At 30.8% G+C, this 21,369-nt stretch carries 18 protein-coding genes; all 18 read left to right on the top strand.

What is annotated here, in order from left to right:
- The first annotated feature begins 1 nt into the window (after nucleotide 1).
- Entirely contained in the window at nucleotides 2-793 is a 792-nt protein-coding gene (locus VJY32_RS12450) for a response regulator (protein ID WP_353678251.1), read from the top strand.
- Between the two features lie 21 nt (nucleotides 794-814).
- On the top strand, nucleotides 815-1,963 hold the full coding sequence (locus tag VJY32_RS12445) for a response regulator (RefSeq protein ID WP_353678250.1): 1,149 nt from the start codon (nucleotides 815-817) through the stop codon (nucleotides 1,961-1,963).
- 202 nt (nucleotides 1,964-2,165) lie between these two features.
- A complete protein-coding gene (locus VJY32_RS12440) occupies nucleotides 2,166-4,604 on the top strand; it encodes a cytochrome b/b6 domain-containing protein (RefSeq protein ID WP_353678249.1) in 2,439 nt (812 codons plus the stop codon).
- A gap of 72 nt (nucleotides 4,605-4,676) precedes the next feature.
- The gene (locus VJY32_RS12435; RefSeq protein ID WP_353678248.1) at nucleotides 4,677-5,225 is read left to right on the top strand and encodes a cytochrome c family protein; all 549 of its coding nucleotides are present in this window, start codon (nucleotides 4,677-4,679) and stop codon (nucleotides 5,223-5,225) included.
- 19 nt (nucleotides 5,226-5,244) lie between these two features.
- A complete protein-coding gene (locus tag VJY32_RS12430; protein ID WP_353678247.1) occupies nucleotides 5,245-6,507 on the top strand; it encodes a hypothetical protein in 1,263 nt (420 codons plus the stop codon).
- A gap of 6 nt (nucleotides 6,508-6,513) precedes the next feature.
- Nucleotides 6,514-7,713, top strand: coding sequence for a cytochrome c3 family protein (locus VJY32_RS12425; protein WP_353678246.1), 1,200 nt, complete (start codon nucleotides 6,514-6,516; stop codon nucleotides 7,711-7,713).
- Between the two features lie 21 nt (nucleotides 7,714-7,734).
- Nucleotides 7,735-8,736, top strand: coding sequence for a CxxxxCH/CxxCH domain c-type cytochrome (locus VJY32_RS12420; RefSeq protein WP_353678245.1), 1,002 nt, complete (start codon nucleotides 7,735-7,737; stop codon nucleotides 8,734-8,736).
- A 121-nt stretch (nucleotides 8,737-8,857) separates the two neighbouring features.
- On the top strand, nucleotides 8,858-9,682 hold the full coding sequence (locus VJY32_RS12415) for a cytochrome C assembly family protein (protein ID WP_353678244.1): 825 nt from the start codon (nucleotides 8,858-8,860) through the stop codon (nucleotides 9,680-9,682).
- 63 nt (nucleotides 9,683-9,745) lie between these two features.
- Complete coding sequence (gene hemA / locus VJY32_RS12410; RefSeq protein WP_353678243.1) at nucleotides 9,746-11,047, top strand: glutamyl-tRNA reductase; 1,302 nt, start codon at nucleotides 9,746-9,748, stop codon at nucleotides 11,045-11,047.
- Complete coding sequence (gene hemC, locus VJY32_RS12405) at nucleotides 11,044-11,970, top strand: hydroxymethylbilane synthase (RefSeq protein ID WP_353678242.1); 927 nt, start codon at nucleotides 11,044-11,046, stop codon at nucleotides 11,968-11,970. Before hemA ends, hemC begins: the two co-directional genes overlap by 4 nt.
- Before the next feature lie 20 nt (nucleotides 11,971-11,990).
- Nucleotides 11,991-12,776, top strand: coding sequence for a uroporphyrinogen-III synthase (locus VJY32_RS12400; RefSeq protein WP_353678241.1), 786 nt, complete (start codon nucleotides 11,991-11,993; stop codon nucleotides 12,774-12,776).
- 27 nt (nucleotides 12,777-12,803) lie between these two features.
- Nucleotides 12,804-13,859 carry a uroporphyrinogen decarboxylase gene (gene hemE, locus VJY32_RS12395; RefSeq protein ID WP_353678240.1) on the top strand — a complete coding sequence of 352 codons (1,056 nt, stop codon included), beginning with the start codon at nucleotides 12,804-12,806 and terminating at the stop codon, nucleotides 13,857-13,859.
- Nucleotides 13,860-13,878: 19 nt separating this feature from the next.
- Nucleotides 13,879-15,255, top strand: a complete 1,377-nt coding sequence (gene hemN / locus VJY32_RS12390) for an oxygen-independent coproporphyrinogen III oxidase (protein WP_353678239.1) — start codon at nucleotides 13,879-13,881, stop codon at nucleotides 15,253-15,255.
- A 180-nt stretch (nucleotides 15,256-15,435) separates the two neighbouring features.
- Nucleotides 15,436-15,630 carry a hypothetical protein gene (locus tag VJY32_RS12385; RefSeq protein WP_434968542.1) on the top strand — a complete coding sequence of 65 codons (195 nt, stop codon included), beginning with the start codon at nucleotides 15,436-15,438 and terminating at the stop codon, nucleotides 15,628-15,630.
- Complete coding sequence (locus tag VJY32_RS12380; RefSeq protein ID WP_353678237.1) at nucleotides 15,621-16,259, top strand: hypothetical protein; 639 nt, start codon at nucleotides 15,621-15,623, stop codon at nucleotides 16,257-16,259. Before VJY32_RS12385 ends, VJY32_RS12380 begins: the two co-directional genes overlap by 10 nt.
- A 15-nt stretch (nucleotides 16,260-16,274) precedes the next feature.
- Nucleotides 16,275-17,231 carry a ferrochelatase gene (gene hemH / locus VJY32_RS12375; RefSeq protein WP_353678236.1) on the top strand — a complete coding sequence of 319 codons (957 nt, stop codon included), beginning with the start codon at nucleotides 16,275-16,277 and terminating at the stop codon, nucleotides 17,229-17,231.
- A gap of 380 nt (nucleotides 17,232-17,611) precedes the next feature.
- Nucleotides 17,612-19,714, top strand: coding sequence for a M3 family metallopeptidase (locus VJY32_RS12370; RefSeq protein WP_353678235.1), 2,103 nt, complete (start codon nucleotides 17,612-17,614; stop codon nucleotides 19,712-19,714).
- A gap of 73 nt (nucleotides 19,715-19,787) precedes the next feature.
- Nucleotides 19,788-21,149 carry a protoporphyrinogen oxidase gene (hemG, locus tag VJY32_RS12365; protein WP_353678234.1) on the top strand — a complete coding sequence of 454 codons (1,362 nt, stop codon included), beginning with the start codon at nucleotides 19,788-19,790 and terminating at the stop codon, nucleotides 21,147-21,149.
- Nucleotides 21,150-21,369 lie beyond the last annotated feature (220 nt).

Genomic DNA, 21,369 nt, shown 5'->3' with positions numbered 1-21,369 from the left:
GATGAAAAATAAATTTGACATAATGATAATTGATGACGAACAGGTAGTTATTGATTCAGTAGTAAAAATTGGAATTCTAAATAATTATAAAGTTGATTCAACAGATAATGCAGCTAATGCAATAAAAAAAATTAAAGAGAATGATTATAAATTAATAATTTGTGATATCATGCTGCCTGAAATGAGCGGGTTCCAATTTCTTGATGAACTCCAGAAATCAGGAATTAATACACCTGTAATTATGACCACAGGATACTCAACAATAGAAAATGCAGTTCAATCACTTTATAAAGGTGCAATTGATTTTATCCCAAAACCTTTTACTTTTGATGAAATGACTGGCACAATCAAAAGAGGAATTAAATACAGTGAGTTGATAAATAGAAAAAATGATAAATCTAATTCTGAAGTTGTTTATGTATCATGTCCATCAAAATATTTTAGATTAGGTTATTCATGCTGGGTAAAAGAAGATTTTAATGGAACTGTTCTTCTGGGAGCTACAAATTTATTTTTGAAAACAATTGATAACATAAAAGAAATAGAATTATTAGATTTGAACGAAAAGATTAATCAAGCAGGACAACTTGCAAAATTTATAGACAACGAAGGATTTGTGCATCAATTGTATTCAGCTTTGAGTGGAAGAATAATTGAAAAGAATGAAAAACTTTTATCAAATATTTCAATACTCGAAAAAGACCCATATTTCGAAGGTTGGATTTATAGAATAATTCCAACTGAATATGAATATGAAATGAAATTTTTAATTCCATGTAGTTCAGATAGATAATTTTAATTAAGGAGAAAATTTATGCTGCTCTTCATTTTATTATTAATAATAGTAATAATTGCAGATGTAATAATCAGATATGCAATTAGAAAAGCAAATGAAAAGAAGATTCGCAAAGAAAGAGAAGCAATTCTTAAAGAAGTTGTTAAAATTGATTTTAGCAAAGAAGTTAAATCTCTCAAACGCGCAGAAGTGCCAAATCCAAAAGCAAGAATTCTTTGTGTTGATGACGAAGATGTAATTCTCGACAGCTTCAGAAAAATTCTTGTTCTCGATGGATATTCTGTTGATACTGTAAATTCAGGTGCCGAAGCACTTAATCTTATAAAATCTCATCATTATGATTTTGTATTTACAGATTTGAAAATGCCAGAAATGGATGGGGTTGAAGTAACTAAATCTGTAAAATATTTGCGTCCCGATATTGATGTAATTATAATTACTGGATATGCAACTGTAGAAACAGCAGTTGAATGTATGAAGCTTGGTGCAATGGATTATGTTCAAAAACCATTTACAGAAGATGAATTACTTGAGTTTACTAAAAAATGTTTAATCAAACGACAGGATAGAATTCAAAAACAATTAAAACCAAGAGTTCACATAGCTCATATTCCCGAAATAGAAAAAGTTGGACGAGGAGAATTTGCAATTCCTGGGGGAGTATTTATTTCGGAAGGGCACTGCTGGGCTTCGGTAAGTCAGGATGGAACTGTTAAAGTAGGAATTGATGACTTTGCAAAAAAACTAATTGGTAAAGTTGACAGCATTGAATTTCCAAATCTTGGTATGACTATAACTAAGGGCCAACCACTTTTTAGTATCAGGCAAAACAAAAGAACAATTCAATTTTTGTCTCCTGTTAGTGGATTGGTTAAATCAATTAATCATGAACTTTCTGAAAATCTTGAAGCTCTTGAATTTACACCATATGGCAAAAACTGGATTTGCATAATTGATGCAGACAAACTTGATTTGGAACTTCAGCAGTTAAAAATTGGGAAAAGCGCAGTTACTTTCTATCAGGAAGAAATTGAAAAATATATTAACAAAATGAAAGAAATTGTTAAGAAAGAAGCACCAATGGAAGAAGAAATGTACTGGGGACAACTTGAAAATCTGGAAGAAAAGGACTGGTATATAATAACTGGAGAATTTTTCAGGAAATAAAGATTAATTTGATAAAATGAACGAATTTAAATAAATTTAGAAAGGATATCTAAGTCCATTATCTTATTATTGGTAATATTTTCTTAAAAATAAAAATGTGAGGTCAAAATATTATCAGTTAATTGTATTTTGACAAATTTAGTTTGCGCATAATTTTTGCTGTACTAAAAAGCTTTCTTATAAAGAAAATATGGAGATTTAAGTGGTTCTTTTTCGGGAAAATTTAATTTATCTAATTATTGCAATTTTATTTATTGGATTAAATAAAAATAATGCACAGGATTTCAATTGTTCAGATTGTCATGAAGTTTCAATTGCAAAATCAGTTCATAAAGATGCAATTGATTGTCAGGGTTGCCATGAAGATGTAGTTAATGAAGACCATATTGAGAAGGGTGCAAAAAAAGTAAACTGTGCAAATTGCCATGATGATAAAGTTCAGTCGGTTAATTCGGATATTCATCATAGGTTAAAAGTAAAGAATGCACCTAATTGTGTTACATGTCATGGTAATCATGAAGTTCAAAAACCACCTAAAGAAAATTCACTTAAGTCAAAGTTATATTGCACCAAATGTCACGAAGCCAAACCAATTGCCATAGCTTATCATTCAATTTCAGCTGATAAAAGCAATTGTTTAGGGTGTCACAAAAAAGTAGATGTTAAACTTACGCTTCCAGTATCTGTACATAAAAATTTAGATTGTTCTGATTGTCATAGTTTTATTGCAAATAATTTGAAAGATCATCCTAAGAATCTTAAATCCACAAAAAAAGCAGACTGTTATATTTGTCACAGTGAAATTGCAAAAGAACACAGTGAAAGCATCCATGGAATTGCTTTAAGTGAAGGTATTGATGATGCAGCAAAATGTTGGGATTGTCATGGCTCACATGATATTAAGAAAGTTAATCATCCATCAAGTTCTGTATATCCTACAAATCTTGCTACAACATGTGCTAAATGTCACGATAATCCCGAGCTTGTAAAAAAATATGATATTGGAATTACTTCACCAGGTAAAACTTATAAAAATTCAGTGCATGGATTTCTTGTTCAAAAAGGGAGAATGGATGCAGCAACCTGTACAATGTGTCATGGTGTACATGATATAAAAAATAAAGTACAACCAAGTTCAAAAATTTCTGCTTTTAATATTCCTCAAACATGCGGTCGTTGTCATCCAGAAGAAACAAAAGATTATCAACAGTCAATTCACTGGATAAGAGCAAAGAAAGGATTTAGAGAATCACCTGTTTGCAATGATTGTCATAGCGAGCATAGTATTCAATCGTTATCAACTGTGGATAAAAGAGAAGAAGCAAGAAAGATTCAAGAAAAGACATGTATGATTTGTCATGAAAATCCAATGATTGCAGAGAGGTTTGGTATTAATGGAGGACAGGCAAAATCATATCAGGATAGTTATCATGGTCTTGCAGTAATGCGCGGCGATAAAGATGCAGCAATGTGTATAGATTGCCATGGTGTTCATAAGATATTGCCAAAAGAACATCCGGAATCAAAAGTTAATATTTCCAATGTAACAAATACATGCAGTAAGTGTCATACGAATGCAACCCCTGTTTTTTCACAGAGTTATTCACATAAAACTGAAAATGAAACAGCAGCAAAGATTGAAAATATTGTAGCTAATATTTATTTCTGGTTAATTATTTCAGTTATAGGGGGAATGGTATTACATAATCTTCTGATTTTTATATATGAAATCAGAAAAAAGAAAAAAAGAATCGAAGGAGAGATTACAATACCAAGATTTACAAAGAGCGAGGTTGTTCAGCATTTTCTGTTATTAATTTCCTTTATTGCTCTTGCAATTACTGGTTTTGCTCTTAAATATAATCAAAGCTGGTGGGCAGAACTTTTAAGAACATTTGGAATGACAGAAACAGCACGACAATATATTCATCGAGGTGCCGCAATAATTTTAGTTGGAACTGGATTGTATCATATTATTTATTTGATATCAACTCCCAGAGGAAGAGAGGTTCTTAAAAATTTAATTCCTACATACAATGACATTATTGATGCAAGAGATACTATTCTTTATTATCTCAGAATTAAAAAGCAGAAACCAATTTATGATAAATATGACTACACAGAAAAAGCAGAATATTGGGCATTGATTTGGGGAACTGTAGTGATGGGCTTAACCGGATTTATATTGTGGTTCCCTACGGTAGTTGGTAATTGGGCTCCAGTGTGGTTAATTAAAGTAAGTGAATTAATTCATTTTTATGAAGCAATTTTAGCAACACTTGCAATTCTTGTCTGGCACTGGTTCTTTGTAATATTTCATCCGCATGAATATCCAATGAGTTTAACATGGATAGATGGAAAAATGACTTTGCATAATTATCGTCATCATCATGAAAAACATTTTAGAAAAGTTGTGCTTGAATGGAAAGAATATCAATTGGGAAAAAGAGATTATAAAAAGTTGAGTAACTCAACTATTCTTTTTACATCAACATTAAAAAAGAATGGATTGAACCCTGATGTGATAATAGATTCCGAACTTGATAATGACCCAGAATTAAAATCTTGGCTTGAAGAAAAGCTAAATCCAAAAACAGAAGAAAATAAAAAAGAAGAAAGTAATGATAATAAAAAGAATTAATTGCCTATGAATTTAGATTGACTTATTTTCCAAATAAATAAAATGTTCATTTAATTTCAGGAGGAATTTACAATGCTGAAGAAGTTAATAACCTTCGTGCTATTTTCAATTGTATCTTATTTAATAGTTCCCACACAGATATTTTCGCAACCATACGGTTACGAAGGAACTCAGGTTTGCGGTACTTGCCATAAAACAGAAAAACAAGGACAACAGCTAAAAATCTGGCAGGAAAGCAAGCATGCTAACGCATACAAAACACTTTTAACGGACGAAGCAAATAAACTATCTGGCGATGTAAAAGCAGTTGAAAATCCAAAATGTTTGAAGTGTCACGCAAGCGGTTATGATGTTGCAGATAAAAAATTGCTTGGACCAAAATTTAAAATTGAAGATGGTGTTCAATGTGAAACCTGCCATGGTCCAGGTTCAGCTTACAAAACTCTAAAAATAATGAAAGATAGAAATGAAGCTGTTAAGAATGGATTAGTTGTTTGGAAAGACAATGAAGAAATTGAAAAATATTGTAAAACATGTCACAATCCAGAAAGTCCAACTTATAAAGAATTTAATTTTGAAGAAATGTGGCCCAAGATTGCTCATAAAGTACCAAAAAATTAAAATCTTAGCAGGCTAAAAAATGAAAAGAATAATTTCATTATTAATCTTTCTGCCGTTGATATTAAATGCTCAAAATATTAACGGCAGATTTACTTCTTCTATTTATTCTTTTGAAAGATTTAATGATGTTAATAATTCCGAAAAATTTTTCAGAACATATCAAACATTAAATCTCAATCTTAATTACAACAAATTTTCTTTGCGTACAAGATTTAATTTTGAAAGCAATATTGGGAATGTGCTCGATAAAGATCCACGAATGAGATTTTATAATCTATACTTCGAAGCCAGGGATTTATTAAATCTCGTTACATTAAAGATTGGGAGACAGCCTGTTATTATGCCCGTAGCCGGTGGTCTATTTGATGGTATTAATATGAAAATTAAATATGCAGGATTTTCTTTAATGGGATTTTATGGCGGTAATGTTCCAGCATATCAAAAATTAGAATTAACGGACGACATTGGGAATAATTATATCCTTGGTGGCAGATTCGAAACTTATGCTTTGAAAAATTTCAGATTCGGAATTTCTTATATCGATAAAAACTTTAAACCAGTTGATTACTACACTGAAAGATTGAATGAAAATTTAGACCTTGTTACTATTCTCATTCAATCGAAATCAAATCAGTATAGATTTTTATCAGGTGATGTTTCTTACAATGACAATAATATTTTCGATTTAAATGCACGGTATGAATATGATATGAACTATAAAGAAACATCAAAAATTGAATTTGATGGACGAGTAAAAGCAACAAAAGAAATGGGAATTAATCTTTATTACAATCAACGTGAACCAAAGATAAGATACAATTCTATCTTTTCTGTTTTTGATTATGGCAATTCACAGGAAATAGAAGGCGGAATTGATTACAATGTGTCGAATCTTTACACATTTATATTTAAGTATGGTGATGTTAAGTTCGGCAGCGAACATTCTTCTCGAATTACTATGGGGGCAAATACAAAATTTGGGAGTTTAAGTTACAGAAAAACTTTTGGTGATGCAGGTGAGCTGGATGCAATTTCTGTTTATGCTGCTCGTTCATTCTATGATGGTCTAATTACACCATCATTTGGAATCACATACACAAATTATAAATTATCTAAAGATGACCATGTTAATACAATTACTGCTTTTTTAGGTGGATTTAATTTACGCCCATGGAGAATTTTATCCTTTGATGTTCAAGCACAATATTTTAATAATAAGATTTACAAAAATGATTTTCGAATCCTGTTCAAAATAAATTATTTGTTCAATACAAATTTATAGAAGAATATGAAAATAAAAATTTTATATGCGTTCTTAACTCTTTCGATAATAATTTTTCTCAGTATTGCAGCTGTTAACGAAAGAGTAGAACCTCAAAAAACAAATAAGGATATAATTAAATTCTCTCACTCTTTACATAAAGAAATTGCTGAATGTACAACATGCCATACAAAAGTTGCTGAGAGCACGTCATTAAAAGACAGATTGCTGCCAGAAAAAGAATCATGTGCAACTTGCCATGATGTTGAAGATACGGATAAATGCAATACATGTCATTATGAAAATGTTAATGAGAAATTAATTCAGAGAGAATCAGATTTAATATTTAATCACAAAAAGCATGTGATTGAACAGAAAATGGAATGTATTGCCTGCCATAAAGGATTGGATGAAGTTGATTATGCATTTCAATCTGCAGCATCGATTCCATCAATGAGTAGCTGTTATAAATGTCATAATAATCAAACAGTTGCAACAAATGATTGTGAAATTTGTCACATATCAACTGCTAATTTAATTCCTGAAGACCATCAGGAAGTCGGGTTTATAAAAAGTCATAAGTTCAAAGTTAATGCTGTCAATGCAGAATGTGAAATGTGTCATGATAATAGTTTCTGTGAGACATGCCATGCATCTACAACAATGATAACAGAATCAAACAGTGCAAGAGATTTTTATACACCTTATTCACCACATAAATTTACAGATAATGCAAAACAGCAGCAGCTCAGCAGGGTTCATGATTTGAATTACAGATTTACTCATGGAATTGATGCAAATAATAAATCGAGTGAATGCCAGACATGTCATCAGGTAGAAACATTTTGTGCAGAATGTCATAATTCAAATGGCGGGGATTTTGCATTAGAAGGTGCAATGCCGGCTTCGCATAAAAAACCAAATTTTGTTACAATTGGAGTCGGCAGTGGAGGAGGGAGACATGCTGAAATGGCTAAACGTGATATTGAATCCTGCACGGCATGTCATGATGTTCAGGGAGCCGACCCAAGCTGCATTTTGTGTCATGTTGATAACGATGGTATAAAAGGAACTAATCCTAAAACTCATATAAATAAATTCATGAGAGATGAAAATGGTGATTGGCATAGTGATGCAAATTCAGTTTGTTATTCATGTCATCGTGATGCAAATGCAAGACCAAATGGAATGAAAGGTGTAGGCTTTTGCGGTTATTGTCATAATTAACAAAAATCTTTTAGGTAGAATATGAAATACATAAAATTTTATTTCATTTTAATTGCAGCACTAAGTTTAACAATAATTTCGTGCAGTGATATTCAAGATGAAATAACACCGCCTGAAAAATTGAGTGTTCATGGCAAAGAAGTAATGACAAAATCATCTTCTAATTTTCATGGAAGACAATTAGTAGATGGCAAAATGGAAAGCTGCAAATTATGTCATGCATCGAACTTTTCTGGCGGTACAGCTAAAGTGAGTTGTTTAAATTGCCATGCTGCAATTAATGTTCATACCGCAGAAATTAATAATCCAGTATCAGAAAAATTTCATGGAAAATTTATTGCAGGATTAAATTGGGACTTATCAAAGTGCTCGCAATGCCATGGAGTTAATTATGCTGGGGGCATTGTAAGTCCAACTTGCAATTCATGTCATAAACAATCTGGCGGACCAGAGGCTTGCAATACCTGTCATGGTGACTTTTCCAATTCTGCAAAAATATCACCGCCAAAAGCATTAAATGGAGCTAAAGAAACATCAGACCCAGGTGTCGGCGCTCATGAAAAACATTTATCAGATTCTGAAATTGCTAAAGCAATTAAATGTAATGAATGCCATATAATACCAGAAAAATTTAATTCACCCGGACACATTGACAATACACCAGAAGCAGAAGTTATATTTGCAGCTCATAGTTTTTCTGGTGCAGGAATTCCATCATATAATTTCAACGATAATAAGTGCAGCAATACTTATTGCCATGGTAATTTTGAATTCAAAAAAGAAAATGCTCAATACCAATTTGCTTATATTGAGGATAAAATTACTGGCAATAATTTTCAGCCAGTGTGGAATAAAGTAGATGGAACACAAGCTGCATGTGGCACATGTCATGGATTGCCACCTAAAGGACACATAGAAGTTGATAAAAATTCTTGCGGAGTTTGTCACGTAGGTATTGTTGATAAGTATGGAAAGATTATTGATAAAACAAAACACATTAATGGAAAGGTTGATTTATTTTAATTGTGTAATTTTAGCTTCGAGCCGTCTCGTAAATAAAAAGGGACGGCTTTTTTTGTATTTCTTTTTGAATTATTGTAATCTATTTTTGGTTTATAATTAAGAATTAGAAGAGTAAAAACAGATGATTTCCACTATTAGCAGCTTAAATGCTTTGCTTCCTTTTTCATATTTAATTGTTTTTTCAATTTACACTTATGATTTTTTTGCCGAGAAAAATTTGTTCAGTAATTCAAAACGAATTTTTCTTTTTATCACTCTTTTTGTTCATGCTTTTTATTTAATGGTTCGTTCAGTTGAATTCAATCATCCCCCAATTACTACAAAGTTTGAAATATTTTCTTTGTTAGCTTTTTCAGTTTCATTTTCATATTTCATTCTTGAATTATTAACTGATATTCACAGAACAGGTTCATTTATAATTTTATTTTCTTTGGTATTTCAGATAATATCTTCATTATCAATTGAGCATAATTATGTTGTTCCAGAAGTTTTAAGAAATCGTATGCTTGGACTTCATGTCGTAAGTGCTATTCTTGGATATTCGGGATTTACAATTTCTGCAGTCTATGGATTATTGTTTTTGATTCTTTACAAAAATTTAAGAAATAATAAGTTCGGATTAATATTTAATCGTTTGCCAAGTCTTGAAATTCTTGAGAAGCTGAGTTTTTATTCTCTGGTTATAGGATTTATTCTTTTAACAATTGCAATAATTATTGGAACAATATGGCTGCCAAGTGCATTCCCGAATTTTAGATTTTATGACCCAAAACTTGTTGGCACTGCTTTTATCTGGATTGCTTATGGCACAGGCATCATAAGCAAATATTTAGCAAACTGGTATGGAAAGAAAGTTATTATTTTTTCTCTTTGCGGATTTATTCTAACAATAATTTCTTTAATTATTACAAGTACATATTCAAACACATTTCATTCATTTTATTGATTGATGAAATTATAACTTGAGATTGATGAAGATACTTAATTTTTAACAAATGCATGATTGAAAATGAATTTAATAGGAATTTCGATAAATCATAGAACTGCACCAATTGATATTTTAGAATCTCTTCATTTAGCAAAAGATGAAATAATTAATTTTATTCCCCGACTTAAAGATGATTTCAGTGAAGGAGTTGTGATTTCAACCTGTAATAGAACAGAAATTTTCTGCATATCAAAAAATCAAAAATTAAATTCTGATTTAATTCTGAAAAAATTGCTCGAGTTTAAACCTGTTCAAAATGTTAAAGAAGAAAATTTTACAAAATATTTTTCTTGTGGTGCAATCAAACATATTTTTTCTGTTGCTTCGGGCATTGATTCATTAGTTATTGGTGATAGCCAGATACTTGGTCAGGTTAAAGAATCTTTTGAATTATCAGAAGACCTTGGTTTTGCCGGAACAATTATTAAAAGAATATTAAATGCTGCATTAAAAGTTGGTAAACGTGCAATCAAAGAAACAACAATTGGTGAAGGTGCAGTTACTGTAAGTTACGCTGCGGTTCAAGTTCTGGAAAAAATATTTGCAGGACTCGATAAAAAATCTGCTCTAATAATTGGTGCAGGTGAAACTGGTGAATTGGCAGCAATTCACTTAAAAGATAAAGGCATAGGAAAAATTACAATAAGCAATCGAACATATGAACGAGCAGAATCTTTAGCTAAAAAGATAGATGGAAATATATTGCCATTTGAATCATTAAAAGAAAATATTTTTAATTATGATGTAATAATCAGTGCAACAAGTTCACCAGGTTTTATTTTAACTAAAGATGATATTCAGGATGCAATAAAAAAAAGAAAAGGTGTTCCAATTGTATTAATGGATATAGCTGTTCCGCGTGATATTGACCCAGAAGTAAAAAATATTGAAAATGTTTTTTATCACGACATGGATTCTTTGAAGGTTATTGTCGACCAGAACATTGCAAGAAGAAAAAGCGAGATTCCAAAAGTTGAAAAAATAATTATGGAAGAGATGATAGAATTTTTTAGCTGGTATAATACTCTTGAAGTTGTTCCTGTTATAAAATCTTTGCGTGACTTTTTTGAACAAATTCGAAATGATGAACTTGAGAAAATAAAAAACAAAGTTACTTCAGAAGATTATTTAAAAATAGAAGATATGACAAGAAGGTTGATTGGAAGATTGCTTCACAATCCGACTGTTAAGTTGCGCGAGATGGCTGAATCAGGAATAAATATCGATGAAATGATGGCAAATACAATTTTAGTTAAAGAATTATTTGCACTTGATAAAAATCGTTCTAATGGAAGTGAAAACAAAGACAAGGATAAAACTTGAAAAAAGAAAAATTAATAATTGGCAGCCGCGGCAGCGAACTTGCTCTCTGGCAGGCAAATTTTGTTAAAAAAGAACTCGAAAGAAAAAACAAAAATTTATCCGTAGAAATAAAAATCATTAAAACAAAAGGTGATAAAATTCTCGATGTGGCTTTGTCTAAAATTGGTGATAAAGGTTTGTTTACTAAAGAAATTGAAAATGAATTATTAAATGGGAATATAGATATTGCAGTTCACAGCTTAAAAGATTTACAAACAGATATTCCACATGAGTTAAAATTAGCGGCTGTTACAAAACGACATAATGTTGAAGATGTTTTAATAACAAGAAAAAAAGGAATTAAGATAAAAGATTTGAAAGAAAATGCTGTGGTTGCTACGGGTTCACTCAGAAGAAAAGCTCAGCTTTTGCATTTAAGACCTGACTTACAAATTGTCGATTTGAGAGGAAATGTTCCCACGAGAATTAAAAAATTTATTGAATCTGACTGGGATGCAATTATTTTAGCACGTGCAGGCATTGAGAGATTGAAAATGAACAAATACATTTCTTCAATAATTTCAACTGAGGAAATATTACCTGCAGTTGGGCAGGGTGCACTTGGAATTGAAATTCATAGAGAAAATATTTTTGCAGAAAAAATATTAGAAAGCATAAATGATGAGAATACTTTTATTGCAGTAAGAGCAGAAAGAGCATTGCTAAAATATTTAGAAGGCGGCTGTCAAATTCCAATCGGTGCATTTGGAGAAGTCAAATCAAACGGACTTTATCTTGATGCTTTAATAGCTTCGATTGATGGAACTCTAACATTCAGAAAAAAAATCAGAGGTTCTAAAAATAATCCTGAAAAATTGGGAATTGAATTGGCTAAAGATTTATTAAAAGCAGGTGCTTCAGAAATTTTAAAAGAGATTTTTTAATCAAAATGGAATAATAAAATTTGAAGTCGCTAAGTAATAAAATAATACTTGTAACAAAATCAAAAGAAGAATCAAAAAATTCTTTGAGAATGTTATCTGATGCAGGTGCGGAAATAATTTATTTCCCTACTATTAAGATTGTACATTCATATAAAAATCTCGACCTTGATGAATTAATGTCGAACCCACATCAGTATGAATACATAATTTTTACTTCTGCCAATGCAGTTCAAGTTTTTTCTGAAATGCTAAACGAATATAAATTCGATTTATCTAAAACAAAAATTGCTGTTGTAGGCGAAGCTACTGCAGCAGCTTGCAGAAGTCATGGTATTTATATTCATATTATTCCAGAAGAATATAGTGCAAAAGGATTGATTAAAAAATTTACTGAAATTGGAATTGATGGCAAAAAAATTTTAATACCTGGTTCTGCATTATCAAGAGAAGAGCTTAAAATTGGATTGACTCAATTAGGAGCGGAAGTAACATCACTCCCAATTTACGATGTTGTAATGAATGATTTGAATGAGTTGAAAATTGAATATGAGAAAATAATAAATCAAAAGCCTGATGTTTTCGTTTTTACAAGTCCATCATCTTTCGAAAATTATTTAAAGTTATTAAACATAGATAATCCTGAAGTATATTTTTTAAATAAAATTATCTGTGCAATTGGTCCAACAACAGAATTTGAAATCCGCAGCTATGGAATTACTGTAAATATTGTTCCCAAAATTTATACACTTGAAGGTATAAGCGAAGCAATAGTTGAATTTTTTAAAGCCACAGAAAACATGGCCTGATTTTTTCCAACTTAATATGGAGGAAAATTGAATTTAAAAAATGATTTGTTTATCAAAGCATGTAAATGCCAACCTGTAGAAAGAACACCTATTTGGATTATGCGTCAGGCAGGAAGATATTTACCTGAGTATAGAAAAATTAGAGATAGATATGATTTCTTAACTTTGTGTAAAACTCCAGAACTTGCAGCAGAAGTTACAATTCAGCCTGTTGATATTTTAGAAGTTGATGCAGCAATAATTTTTTCTGATATACTTGTCATTCCCGAGGCAATGGGAATGAAATTAGAACTAGTTGAAAGTAAAGGTCCAAAACTTTATGAGCCAATTCGAAGTGAAAGTGACATTAATAGATTAAAAAAAGTTGACCCATATAAAGATTTAAAATATGTTCTTGACGCAATATCATTAACAAAAAAGGAATTAAATGGAAGAGTGCCATTGATTGGATTTTCGGGTTCACCGTGGACATTAATGACATACATGGTCGAAGGTAATGGCTCTAAAAATTTCTCTGAAATAAAAAAGTTTATTTATAATAATCAAAATGCGGCACATGAATTATTGAATTTAATTTCTGATGCTGTGGCTGATTATTTATCTGCTCAAATTGAAGCTGGTGCAAATGCAATTCAAATTTTTGATACCTGGGGAGGTATTCTTTCGCCAGATGACTTTGAAGAATTTTCTCTTCAATATATTTCAAAAGTAATATCAAACATTAAAAGAAAAGATGAACCAGTGATTGTATTTGCCAAAGGAATTCATTATAAATTAAATAAACTTGCAGATTGCGGCACAGATGTTATCGGTCTTGATTGGACAATGAATTTAGGTGATGTAAGAAAAGAAGTTGACAACAAAGTAGCATTGCAAGGCAATCTCGATCCTGCTATTTTGTATGCACCAAAAGAAAAAATAAGAGATGAAGCAATAAAAATATTGAAGTCATATGGTTATGGTTCGGGACATATTTTCAATCTAGGCCATGGTATTTTGCCTGATGTTTCACCAGAGAATGCAAAATTTTTAGTTAATGTTGTAAAGGAAGAAAGCAAAATTTATCATCAAAAAAATTTTTGAATGGAAGGAGTTAATAATTATGTTTGAAATAGATTTAAGATTAATAAAAAAGTATGACAGGCCGGGACCTCGTTACACAAGTTATCCAACTGCACCTCAGTTTAATGAATCATTTACTTCCGAGCGTTATCTTGATGAAATAATTAGAACAAATAATGCAGAAAATCCACCCGACCTTTCCCTTTATTTTCACATTCCTTACTGTGATACTCTTTGCTATTTCTGTGGTTGTAATATGATTGTTACTCGTAATCGTGATAGAATAAAAGAGTACTTAAAATATCTTAAGAACGAAATCGACATGCTTCGTTCTTACATAATTGATGGAAGAAAAGTAGTACAGCTTCATTGGGGTGGAGGAACTCCAACTCATCTAAATCCTGATGAAATTACAGATTTAAAATCATACATCAACAAAAATTTTGAAATTGATATAAATGCAGAACAGGGATGTGAAATTGATCCACGAGGCTTAACAAAAGCACATCTCGAAGCTTTGAGAAATAATGGCTTTAATAGAATTAGCATGGGTGTACAAGATTTTAATGAAAAAGTTCAAAAAGCTGTGAATCGAATCCAACCAGAAGATATGACTCGTCAGGTGATAGACTGGATAAGAGAACTTAAGTTTCATAGCTTCAATCTGGATTTGATTTACGGTCTACCATTTCAAACTGTTGAATCATTTTCAGAAACTGTTGATAAAATTATTGATATTTCTCCAGATAGAATAGCAGTGTTTAATTTTGCTCATGTTCCGTGGCTTAAAAAACACCAAGCATTAATTAAACCCGAGGATTTACCAGAACCAGAAGAAAAACTTCAGATACTTAAAATGACAATTGAAAAACTTACTAATGCTGGTTATGTTTTCATTGGAATGGACCACTTTGCCAAACCTGATGATGAATTAGCTAAAGCTCTTCGTGAAAAAAAATTGTACAGGAATTTTCAAGGTTACAGCACTCATGCAGGCTGCGACCTTTATGGATTTGGAATTACAAGCATTAGTCAAATTGGAAGATGTTATGCTCAAAATGTAAAGAAAGAAAAAGAATATTATGATAAATTGAACGATGAGATTCTTCCAACTGAACGCGGATTTTATTTAAGTGATGATGATTTGTTGCGTCGTTTTGTTATAACAAGAATTATGTGTGATTTCGAACTCGATTTTTCTTCAGTTGAAAAACAATTCAATATGGAATTTGAAAATTATTTTAAGCGTTCATTAGAAAACTTGTCCGAGTTTGTTGTGGATGGTCTTGTTGAAATTAAAAATAGAAAATTAATTGTAACTCCAATGGGAAGACTTCTTGTGCGCAACATTGCAATGAATTTCGACTGGTACATTGAACAAAAAGCTGATAAGACAAAATATTCGAGAACTGTTTAATAAATAAAACAAAATAGTAGAATTGCAAACTTTGATTATCTGTTTAATGGGTAAAGAATACAATTTATTTCACTATAAAAATTTTGGATAATTTTAATACTAATTCATATTATGAAAAGAAATAAAATACCGAATGAATTTAAAGTTTACTTTTGGGACTGTAAGTTTTAGTACTTAGACATGCACAAGCACAAAAAATTTATTATGGAACGATTACTTAATCTTGGTTCATTTAATACTTTTAACTGGATATTTAATAACTTCAAAAGAGAAGAAGTTGCATCTTTTATAGAAAAGTATGGAAAAATAAGATTGAGCAAAAACAGTTATAATTTTTGGAAATTTGTGCTCGGGATTAATCAATTATGGAAATAGATTTGTTCTATAACATATTGGATAGTAAGAGTAAGACTATTTTAGAAAATCTTAAAGAATTTAAAAAACATTTTTATCTTGCTGGTGGCACTGGCTTGGCTTTACAAATAGGTCATAGAAAATATGACGATTTTGGTTTCTTTACTCATAAAGATTTCAGTGAAATTAATGTTCATAAAACTATAAATGAAAATTTTCGTTCTAATTTTATAAATTATTTGCAAGTTGAAAAGGACACAATTACAGTTCCTATAAATGACAAAATTAAAATTTCTTTTTTTAGTCTCTCTTACCAAAATTATCTTCCTTTAATTGAAACAAAATATTTTAATTTAGCAGATGAAAGAGAAATTGGTGTAATGAAATTAATTTCTCTATTAAGAGCCGCATACCGTGTTTATGTTGATCTTTATTTTATACTAAAAAAATATTCTCTTGAACAAATTATTTCATTAGCTCAAAAGAAACATCCAGAAATTGATATTGAGATATATTTAAAATCCCTTGTGAGTTTTGATGATATCGAAATTATGCCATTAATATTCACAAAAGGAAATAAAGTATCTCACAAACAAGTTTTTAATTATATAAAAAAATGTACAGAAGAATTTCTTATAAGTCATAAATAAAAGAAAGGAAATCAATTGGAAAAAACAGCAGTAATTCTTTTTAATCTTGGTGGACCTGATTCATTAGATGCGGTTGAACCTTTTCTTTATAATCTTTTTCAAGACCCTGATATTTTCAAAATACCAGTTGGACAAAAATTATTTGCAAAATTAATTTCACACTTCAGAGCACCAAAAGTAATTGAAGAATATAAATTAATCGGCGGTAAATCTCCTATAAGTGAGTGGACTGAATTGCAAAGGTCGATGCTTGAAGATAAATTGAGAAAAATTTATCCCGCTATTGATGTCCATGTAGCGATGAGATACTGGAAGCCGTTTACGAAAGAAATAGTTGAGAAAGCTGAAAAAGAAAATTACTCCAAAATAATTTTACTTCCTCTTTATCCGCATTATTCAATTACAACTACGGGCTCATCTTTCAATGAATGGAATCGTCATTACAAAGGTGATAAGAATAAATTAATCTATATAAAAAATTATCATCTGAACGAAAAATATATTGCTTCAATAAATCAACGAATCGATGAAACAATTATTAAGTTTCCTGAATCTTCAAAAGACAAAATTCACATAGTTTTCAGTGCTCATGGTACACCGGTAAGTTTAGTAAAAGAAGGTGACCCATACAGTCATCAAATTAAAGAAACTGTTGAAGCTGTAATGAAATTCAGAAATTATTCTCATCCGCATCATCTTTGTTTTCAAAGTAAGGTTGGACCAATGAAATGGCTTGAACCTGCAACTGATCAGATGATTGAAGATTTAGCAAAAGAAGGACATAGAAATTTATTGATTGTTCCAATTAGTTTTGTCTCTGACCATATCGAAACTTTATTTGAACTTGATATTGAATACAGACATGTAGCAGAAAAAGTGGGAATAGAAAATTACTTTGTGATGAAAGGCTTAAATGATTCCGAGTTATTTATTGATACTCTTGCTGATATTGTGATTAATGAATTAAAATAAAAAATCATTCTGAATAGAATAGAGAATCTCTTTGAAAATTATTATTGATATGTTAACAGATTCTTTGCTTCATTCAGAATGACTGTATTATTCTTTTATGTCATTTTGAGGAGACCGCCAAATGGCGGTCGACGAAGAATCTCTCGTGTTTAACAGTTAGAGCTATGAGTTTAAGAAAGAGTAATAACCAGATACTTTATTCACCAGAGGCAAATTCATTATGAATATTATTGTGTTTTTATCCTGTAGAATTTTTCTAAGCTTACGCTACGTGTTGCAAAATAAATTTATTGTTTCTGCTTATTTTATATTTAGATAAAATTGATTTTTAAGTTTATCGAAGACCATATTTTCTTAAAATAAATTTATTGGTGATAGCAATGAAAACAAAACTAATATTAATTCTATTTTTATTAACATTAATTTCATTCTCACAAGCACAAGAGAGTAAACTTATGAACAATCCATTTTTCAAAACCTGGGACACACCATTTCAAACACCTCCATTTAATGAAATTAAAAATGAACATTTTCTTCCTGCAATTGAAGAGGCAATTAAAATCGAAGAGAAAGAAATAGAAAAAATTGTTAATAATTATGATGAACCAACATTCGAAAATACAATTGAAGCACTGGAATTAAGTGGTGAATTGCTTGATAAAGTCACAAGTGTATTTAATGCCTTAAATGGTGCAAACACGAATGATGAACTTCAAGCAATTGCCCGCAAGACAACTCCAATGCTTTCAAAGCATCGTGATGATATTTATCTTAACGAAAAATTGTTTCAAAGAATTAAAACTCTCTATGATAAAAAAGAGCAATTGAATTTAACAGATGAACAAAAAAGATTACTCGAATTCTATTACATCGATTTTGTAAGAAGCGGTGCTAATCTGAATGCTCAAGAAAAAGAACAACTGAGAAAAATAAATCAAGAACTATCCGTACTTTCACTTAAATTCAATGAAAATTTGTTAAAGGAAACGAACGCTGTAGCTTTAGTAATTGATAACAAAGATGATTTAATAGGATTGCCAGAAAACGTAATTAAATATGCTTCTGAATTAGCAAATGAAAAAGGTTATCCGGGGAAATGGGTATTTACGCTTCAAAAACCTAGCTGGATACCATTTCTGCAATATTCACCAAAAAGAGAATTAAGAGAAAAATTGTTCAAAGCATATATAAATCGCGGCAACAATAACAATGAATATGACAATAAGAAAATTATTTCAAGAATAGTTTCACTTCGAGTGAAAAAAGCAAACTTGCTTGGTTATAAAACTCATGCAGATTTTGTTCTTGAGAGAAACATGGCAAAAAGCCCGCAAAATGTTTATAAATTCTTAAATGAACTTTGGGCACCTGCAATCAAAAGAGCAAAAATGGAAGTTGAAGAGATGCAAAAGATTATTGATAAAGAAGGCGGCAATTTCAAACTTCAGCCATGGGATTGGTGGTATTATGCAGAAAAAGTTAAACAGCAAAAATATTCTCTTGATGAAGAAATGCTTCGGCCATATTTCAAGATGGAAAATGTTTTGAAAGGAGCTTTCGATGTAGCATCTAAACTTTATGGGATAAAATTTATAGAAAGAAATGATATTCAAGTCTATCACTCCGATGTAAAAGTTTTTGAAGTTCAGGAAGAAAATGGTAAACATATTGGAATTTTTTATGCAGATTATTTCCCTCGGGATGGAAAAAGAAGTGGTGCATGGTCAAGCAGTTTGAGAAGCCAATCAAATATCCAAGGAAAATTTGTTACTCCAATTGTTTACAATGTTGGCAATTTTTCAAAACCGACGGCAGATAAACCAGCATTGATGAGTATCGATGAGGTTAATACTTTGTTTCATGAATTAGGTCATGCACTTCATTCACTGTTTTCTAATACAGTTTATCATGGCTCTAAATGGGTGCCAAGAGATTTTGTTGAACTGCCATCTCAAATTATGGAAAACTGGGCTTTAGAACCAGAAGTATTAAAAATGTATGCTAAACATTATCAAACAGGTGCAACAATTCCACAAGAATTAATTGATAAAATCGAAAATTCAAAATTATTTAATCAAGGATTCGAAACTGTTGAATATCTTGCAGCATCATTCCTGGATATGGACTGGCATACTATTACTGACACAATTGAAAGAGATGTCCCAACTTTTGAGAAAGAATGTTTTGATAGAATTGGAAAAATTCCAGAAATTGAGTCACGCTATCAAACGACAAACTTTGCTCACATTGTTGGAGGATATTCTGCTGGTTATTACAGTTACATCTGGGCTGCAGTGCTTGATGCCGATGCTTTCGAAGCTTTCAAAGAAAAAGGAAATTTATTCGATAAAGAAACAGCAACAGCATTTAGAAATTATGTTCTTTCAAAAGGCGGCACTGAAGACCCGATGATTCTTTACAAAAAATTTAGAGGCCGTGAACCTAAAGTTGATGCATTATTAAAACGAAGAGGATTGAACTGAAAAGAATGCGAGTTGAACTTAAAATTATTTCAACATTTCATATTTAGTTTTTCACTTTTAACGGATGAACGATATGAAAAAGAAAATAACCATACTTGGTGCTGGAATATCGGGACTTGCAACTGCTTACTGGCTTTATAAAAAAGGTTTTGATGTAAAAATCCTGGAAGCTCGAAGTGAACCCGGCGGTTCAATGCAGACTGAATTTGTAGATAATTTTTTAATAGATTATGGACCAAATAGCGGACTTGAAACCACTCCGTTAATTCGTCGACTTGTTGAGGAGGTAGGAATATCAAATGAATTTGTTTATGCAAATGAATCATCTAACAAACGATACATTTTACGCAATAATGAACTTCATCCGCTGCCGATGAATCCACCTCTGTTTATTAAATCAAAATTATTTTCTGCAAAAGGAAAATTCAGATTGATAGCTGAGCCATTTATTGGTAAATCTGAAGATGGTTATTATCAAAGTGTTGCTGAATTTGTTAGAAGAAGATTGGGACAAGAATTTTTAGATTATGCAATCGACCCATTTGTAAGTGGTGTTTTTGCTGGTGACCCAAATAAACTTAGTGTTAAATCTGCTTTCCCCAAATTATATCGATTGGAAGAAGTTTATGGTGGACTAATCAAAGGAATGATTAAAGGTGCAAAAGAAAGAAAACAAAGAGCTGAACAATCTAAACAAAGTGCTAAGATGTTTTCTTTTGTTAATGGAATGCAGTCTTTTCCAGAATCAATTGCCAAAAAATTAGAAGCAAATATTTTATATGATTGCAAAGTTCAAAGTGTAAAAAAGAATTTAGAAGGGTGGAATGTATTTTATGAAAAAGATGACCAATTACATCAATTAACTTCTGATTTTGTTATTTCTACAGTTCCAGCTTACATAGCTGCTAAGATTTTTAATGAGATTGATTCAAATCTATCTAAACATCTGAATGAAATTTATTATCCACCAGTAATGGTTTTGTATCTTGGTTTTAAAAAAGAAGCTGTAGGCAGACCATTGGATGGTTTTGGATTTTTAATTCCATCTAAAGAACAAAAACATTTTCTTGGTGCAATATGGAGTTCAGCCATTTTTCCGAATAGATGTGAAGAAGATAAAGCTGCTTTTACATTGTTCATCGGAGGTGCCCGCTCTCCTCATTTATTTAATCTGGAAAGACAAAAATTAATTGATTTGGTATTAATCGAGTTCAAAGAAATTATGAATATTAATTCCGACCCAATTTTAATTAAAGAAAAGCTGTGGGAAAAAGCAATTCCACAATACAACATTGGTTATATAGAACACGAAAATTATTTTGAAAAATTTGAAAAGGAAAATCCAGGTTTAATATTAAGCGGCAATTATCGCGGTGGAATTTCTGTGGGTGATTGCATTAAGAATTCAGAATTAAGAATTCAGAATTTAGGATGAAAAGAAATTTTTGTAATGATTTTGTAATCTGCATATTAATAAAAGAATTATGAGATTATCTCAGAATTATTAATCCCGTAATATAAATAATGAATTATGCAGCAATTTTAATTGTGAAATTAAAAGATAATATCTTTGAGAGGTCACTTCTTAATTTTTCATTCTTAAATGTTACTTTTAATTTTGAACTGCATCATATCCATGTTATGTTTTAGAAAAA

Source organism: Rosettibacter primus (genome assembly GCF_036860675.1).
Taxonomy (GTDB): domain Bacteria; phylum Bacteroidota; class Ignavibacteria; order Ignavibacteriales; family Melioribacteraceae; genus Rosettibacter; species Rosettibacter primus.
Note: the sequence above shows the minus strand (reverse complement) of the source record. Positions and strands in the feature narration are given on the sequence as shown.

What these genes read in the sequence shown, in the direction of transcription:
- VJY32_RS12435 (WP_353678248.1), top strand. Translation starts at nt 4,677, where the DNA reads ATGCTGAAGAAGTTAATAACCTTCGTGCTATTTTCAATTGTATCTTAT.
- VJY32_RS12425 (WP_353678246.1), top strand. Translation starts at nt 6,514, where the DNA reads ATGAAAATAAAAATTTTATATGCGTTCTTAACTCTTTCGATAATAATT.
- VJY32_RS12385 (WP_434968542.1), top strand. Translation starts at nt 15,436, where the DNA reads ATGCACAAGCACAAAAAATTTATTATGGAACGATTACTTAATCTTGGT.
- VJY32_RS12415 (WP_353678244.1), top strand. Translation starts at nt 8,858, where the DNA reads ATGATTTCCACTATTAGCAGCTTAAATGCTTTGCTTCCTTTTTCATAT.
- VJY32_RS12445 (WP_353678250.1), top strand. Translation starts at nt 815, where the DNA reads ATGCTGCTCTTCATTTTATTATTAATAATAGTAATAATTGCAGATGTA.
- VJY32_RS12420 (WP_353678245.1), top strand. Translation starts at nt 7,735, where the DNA reads ATGAAATACATAAAATTTTATTTCATTTTAATTGCAGCACTAAGTTTA.
- VJY32_RS12370 (WP_353678235.1), top strand. Translation starts at nt 17,612, where the DNA reads ATGAAAACAAAACTAATATTAATTCTATTTTTATTAACATTAATTTCA.
- VJY32_RS12450 (WP_353678251.1), top strand. Translation starts at nt 2, where the DNA reads ATGAAAAATAAATTTGACATAATGATAATTGATGACGAACAGGTAGTT.
- VJY32_RS12430 (WP_353678247.1), top strand. Translation starts at nt 5,245, where the DNA reads ATGAAAAGAATAATTTCATTATTAATCTTTCTGCCGTTGATATTAAAT.
- hemG (WP_353678234.1), top strand. Translation starts at nt 19,788, where the DNA reads ATGAAAAAGAAAATAACCATACTTGGTGCTGGAATATCGGGACTTGCA.
- hemA (WP_353678243.1), top strand. Translation starts at nt 9,746, where the DNA reads ATGAATTTAATAGGAATTTCGATAAATCATAGAACTGCACCAATTGAT.
- VJY32_RS12380 (WP_353678237.1), top strand. Translation starts at nt 15,621, where the DNA reads ATGGAAATAGATTTGTTCTATAACATATTGGATAGTAAGAGTAAGACT.
- hemN (WP_353678239.1), top strand. Translation starts at nt 13,879, where the DNA reads ATGTTTGAAATAGATTTAAGATTAATAAAAAAGTATGACAGGCCGGGA.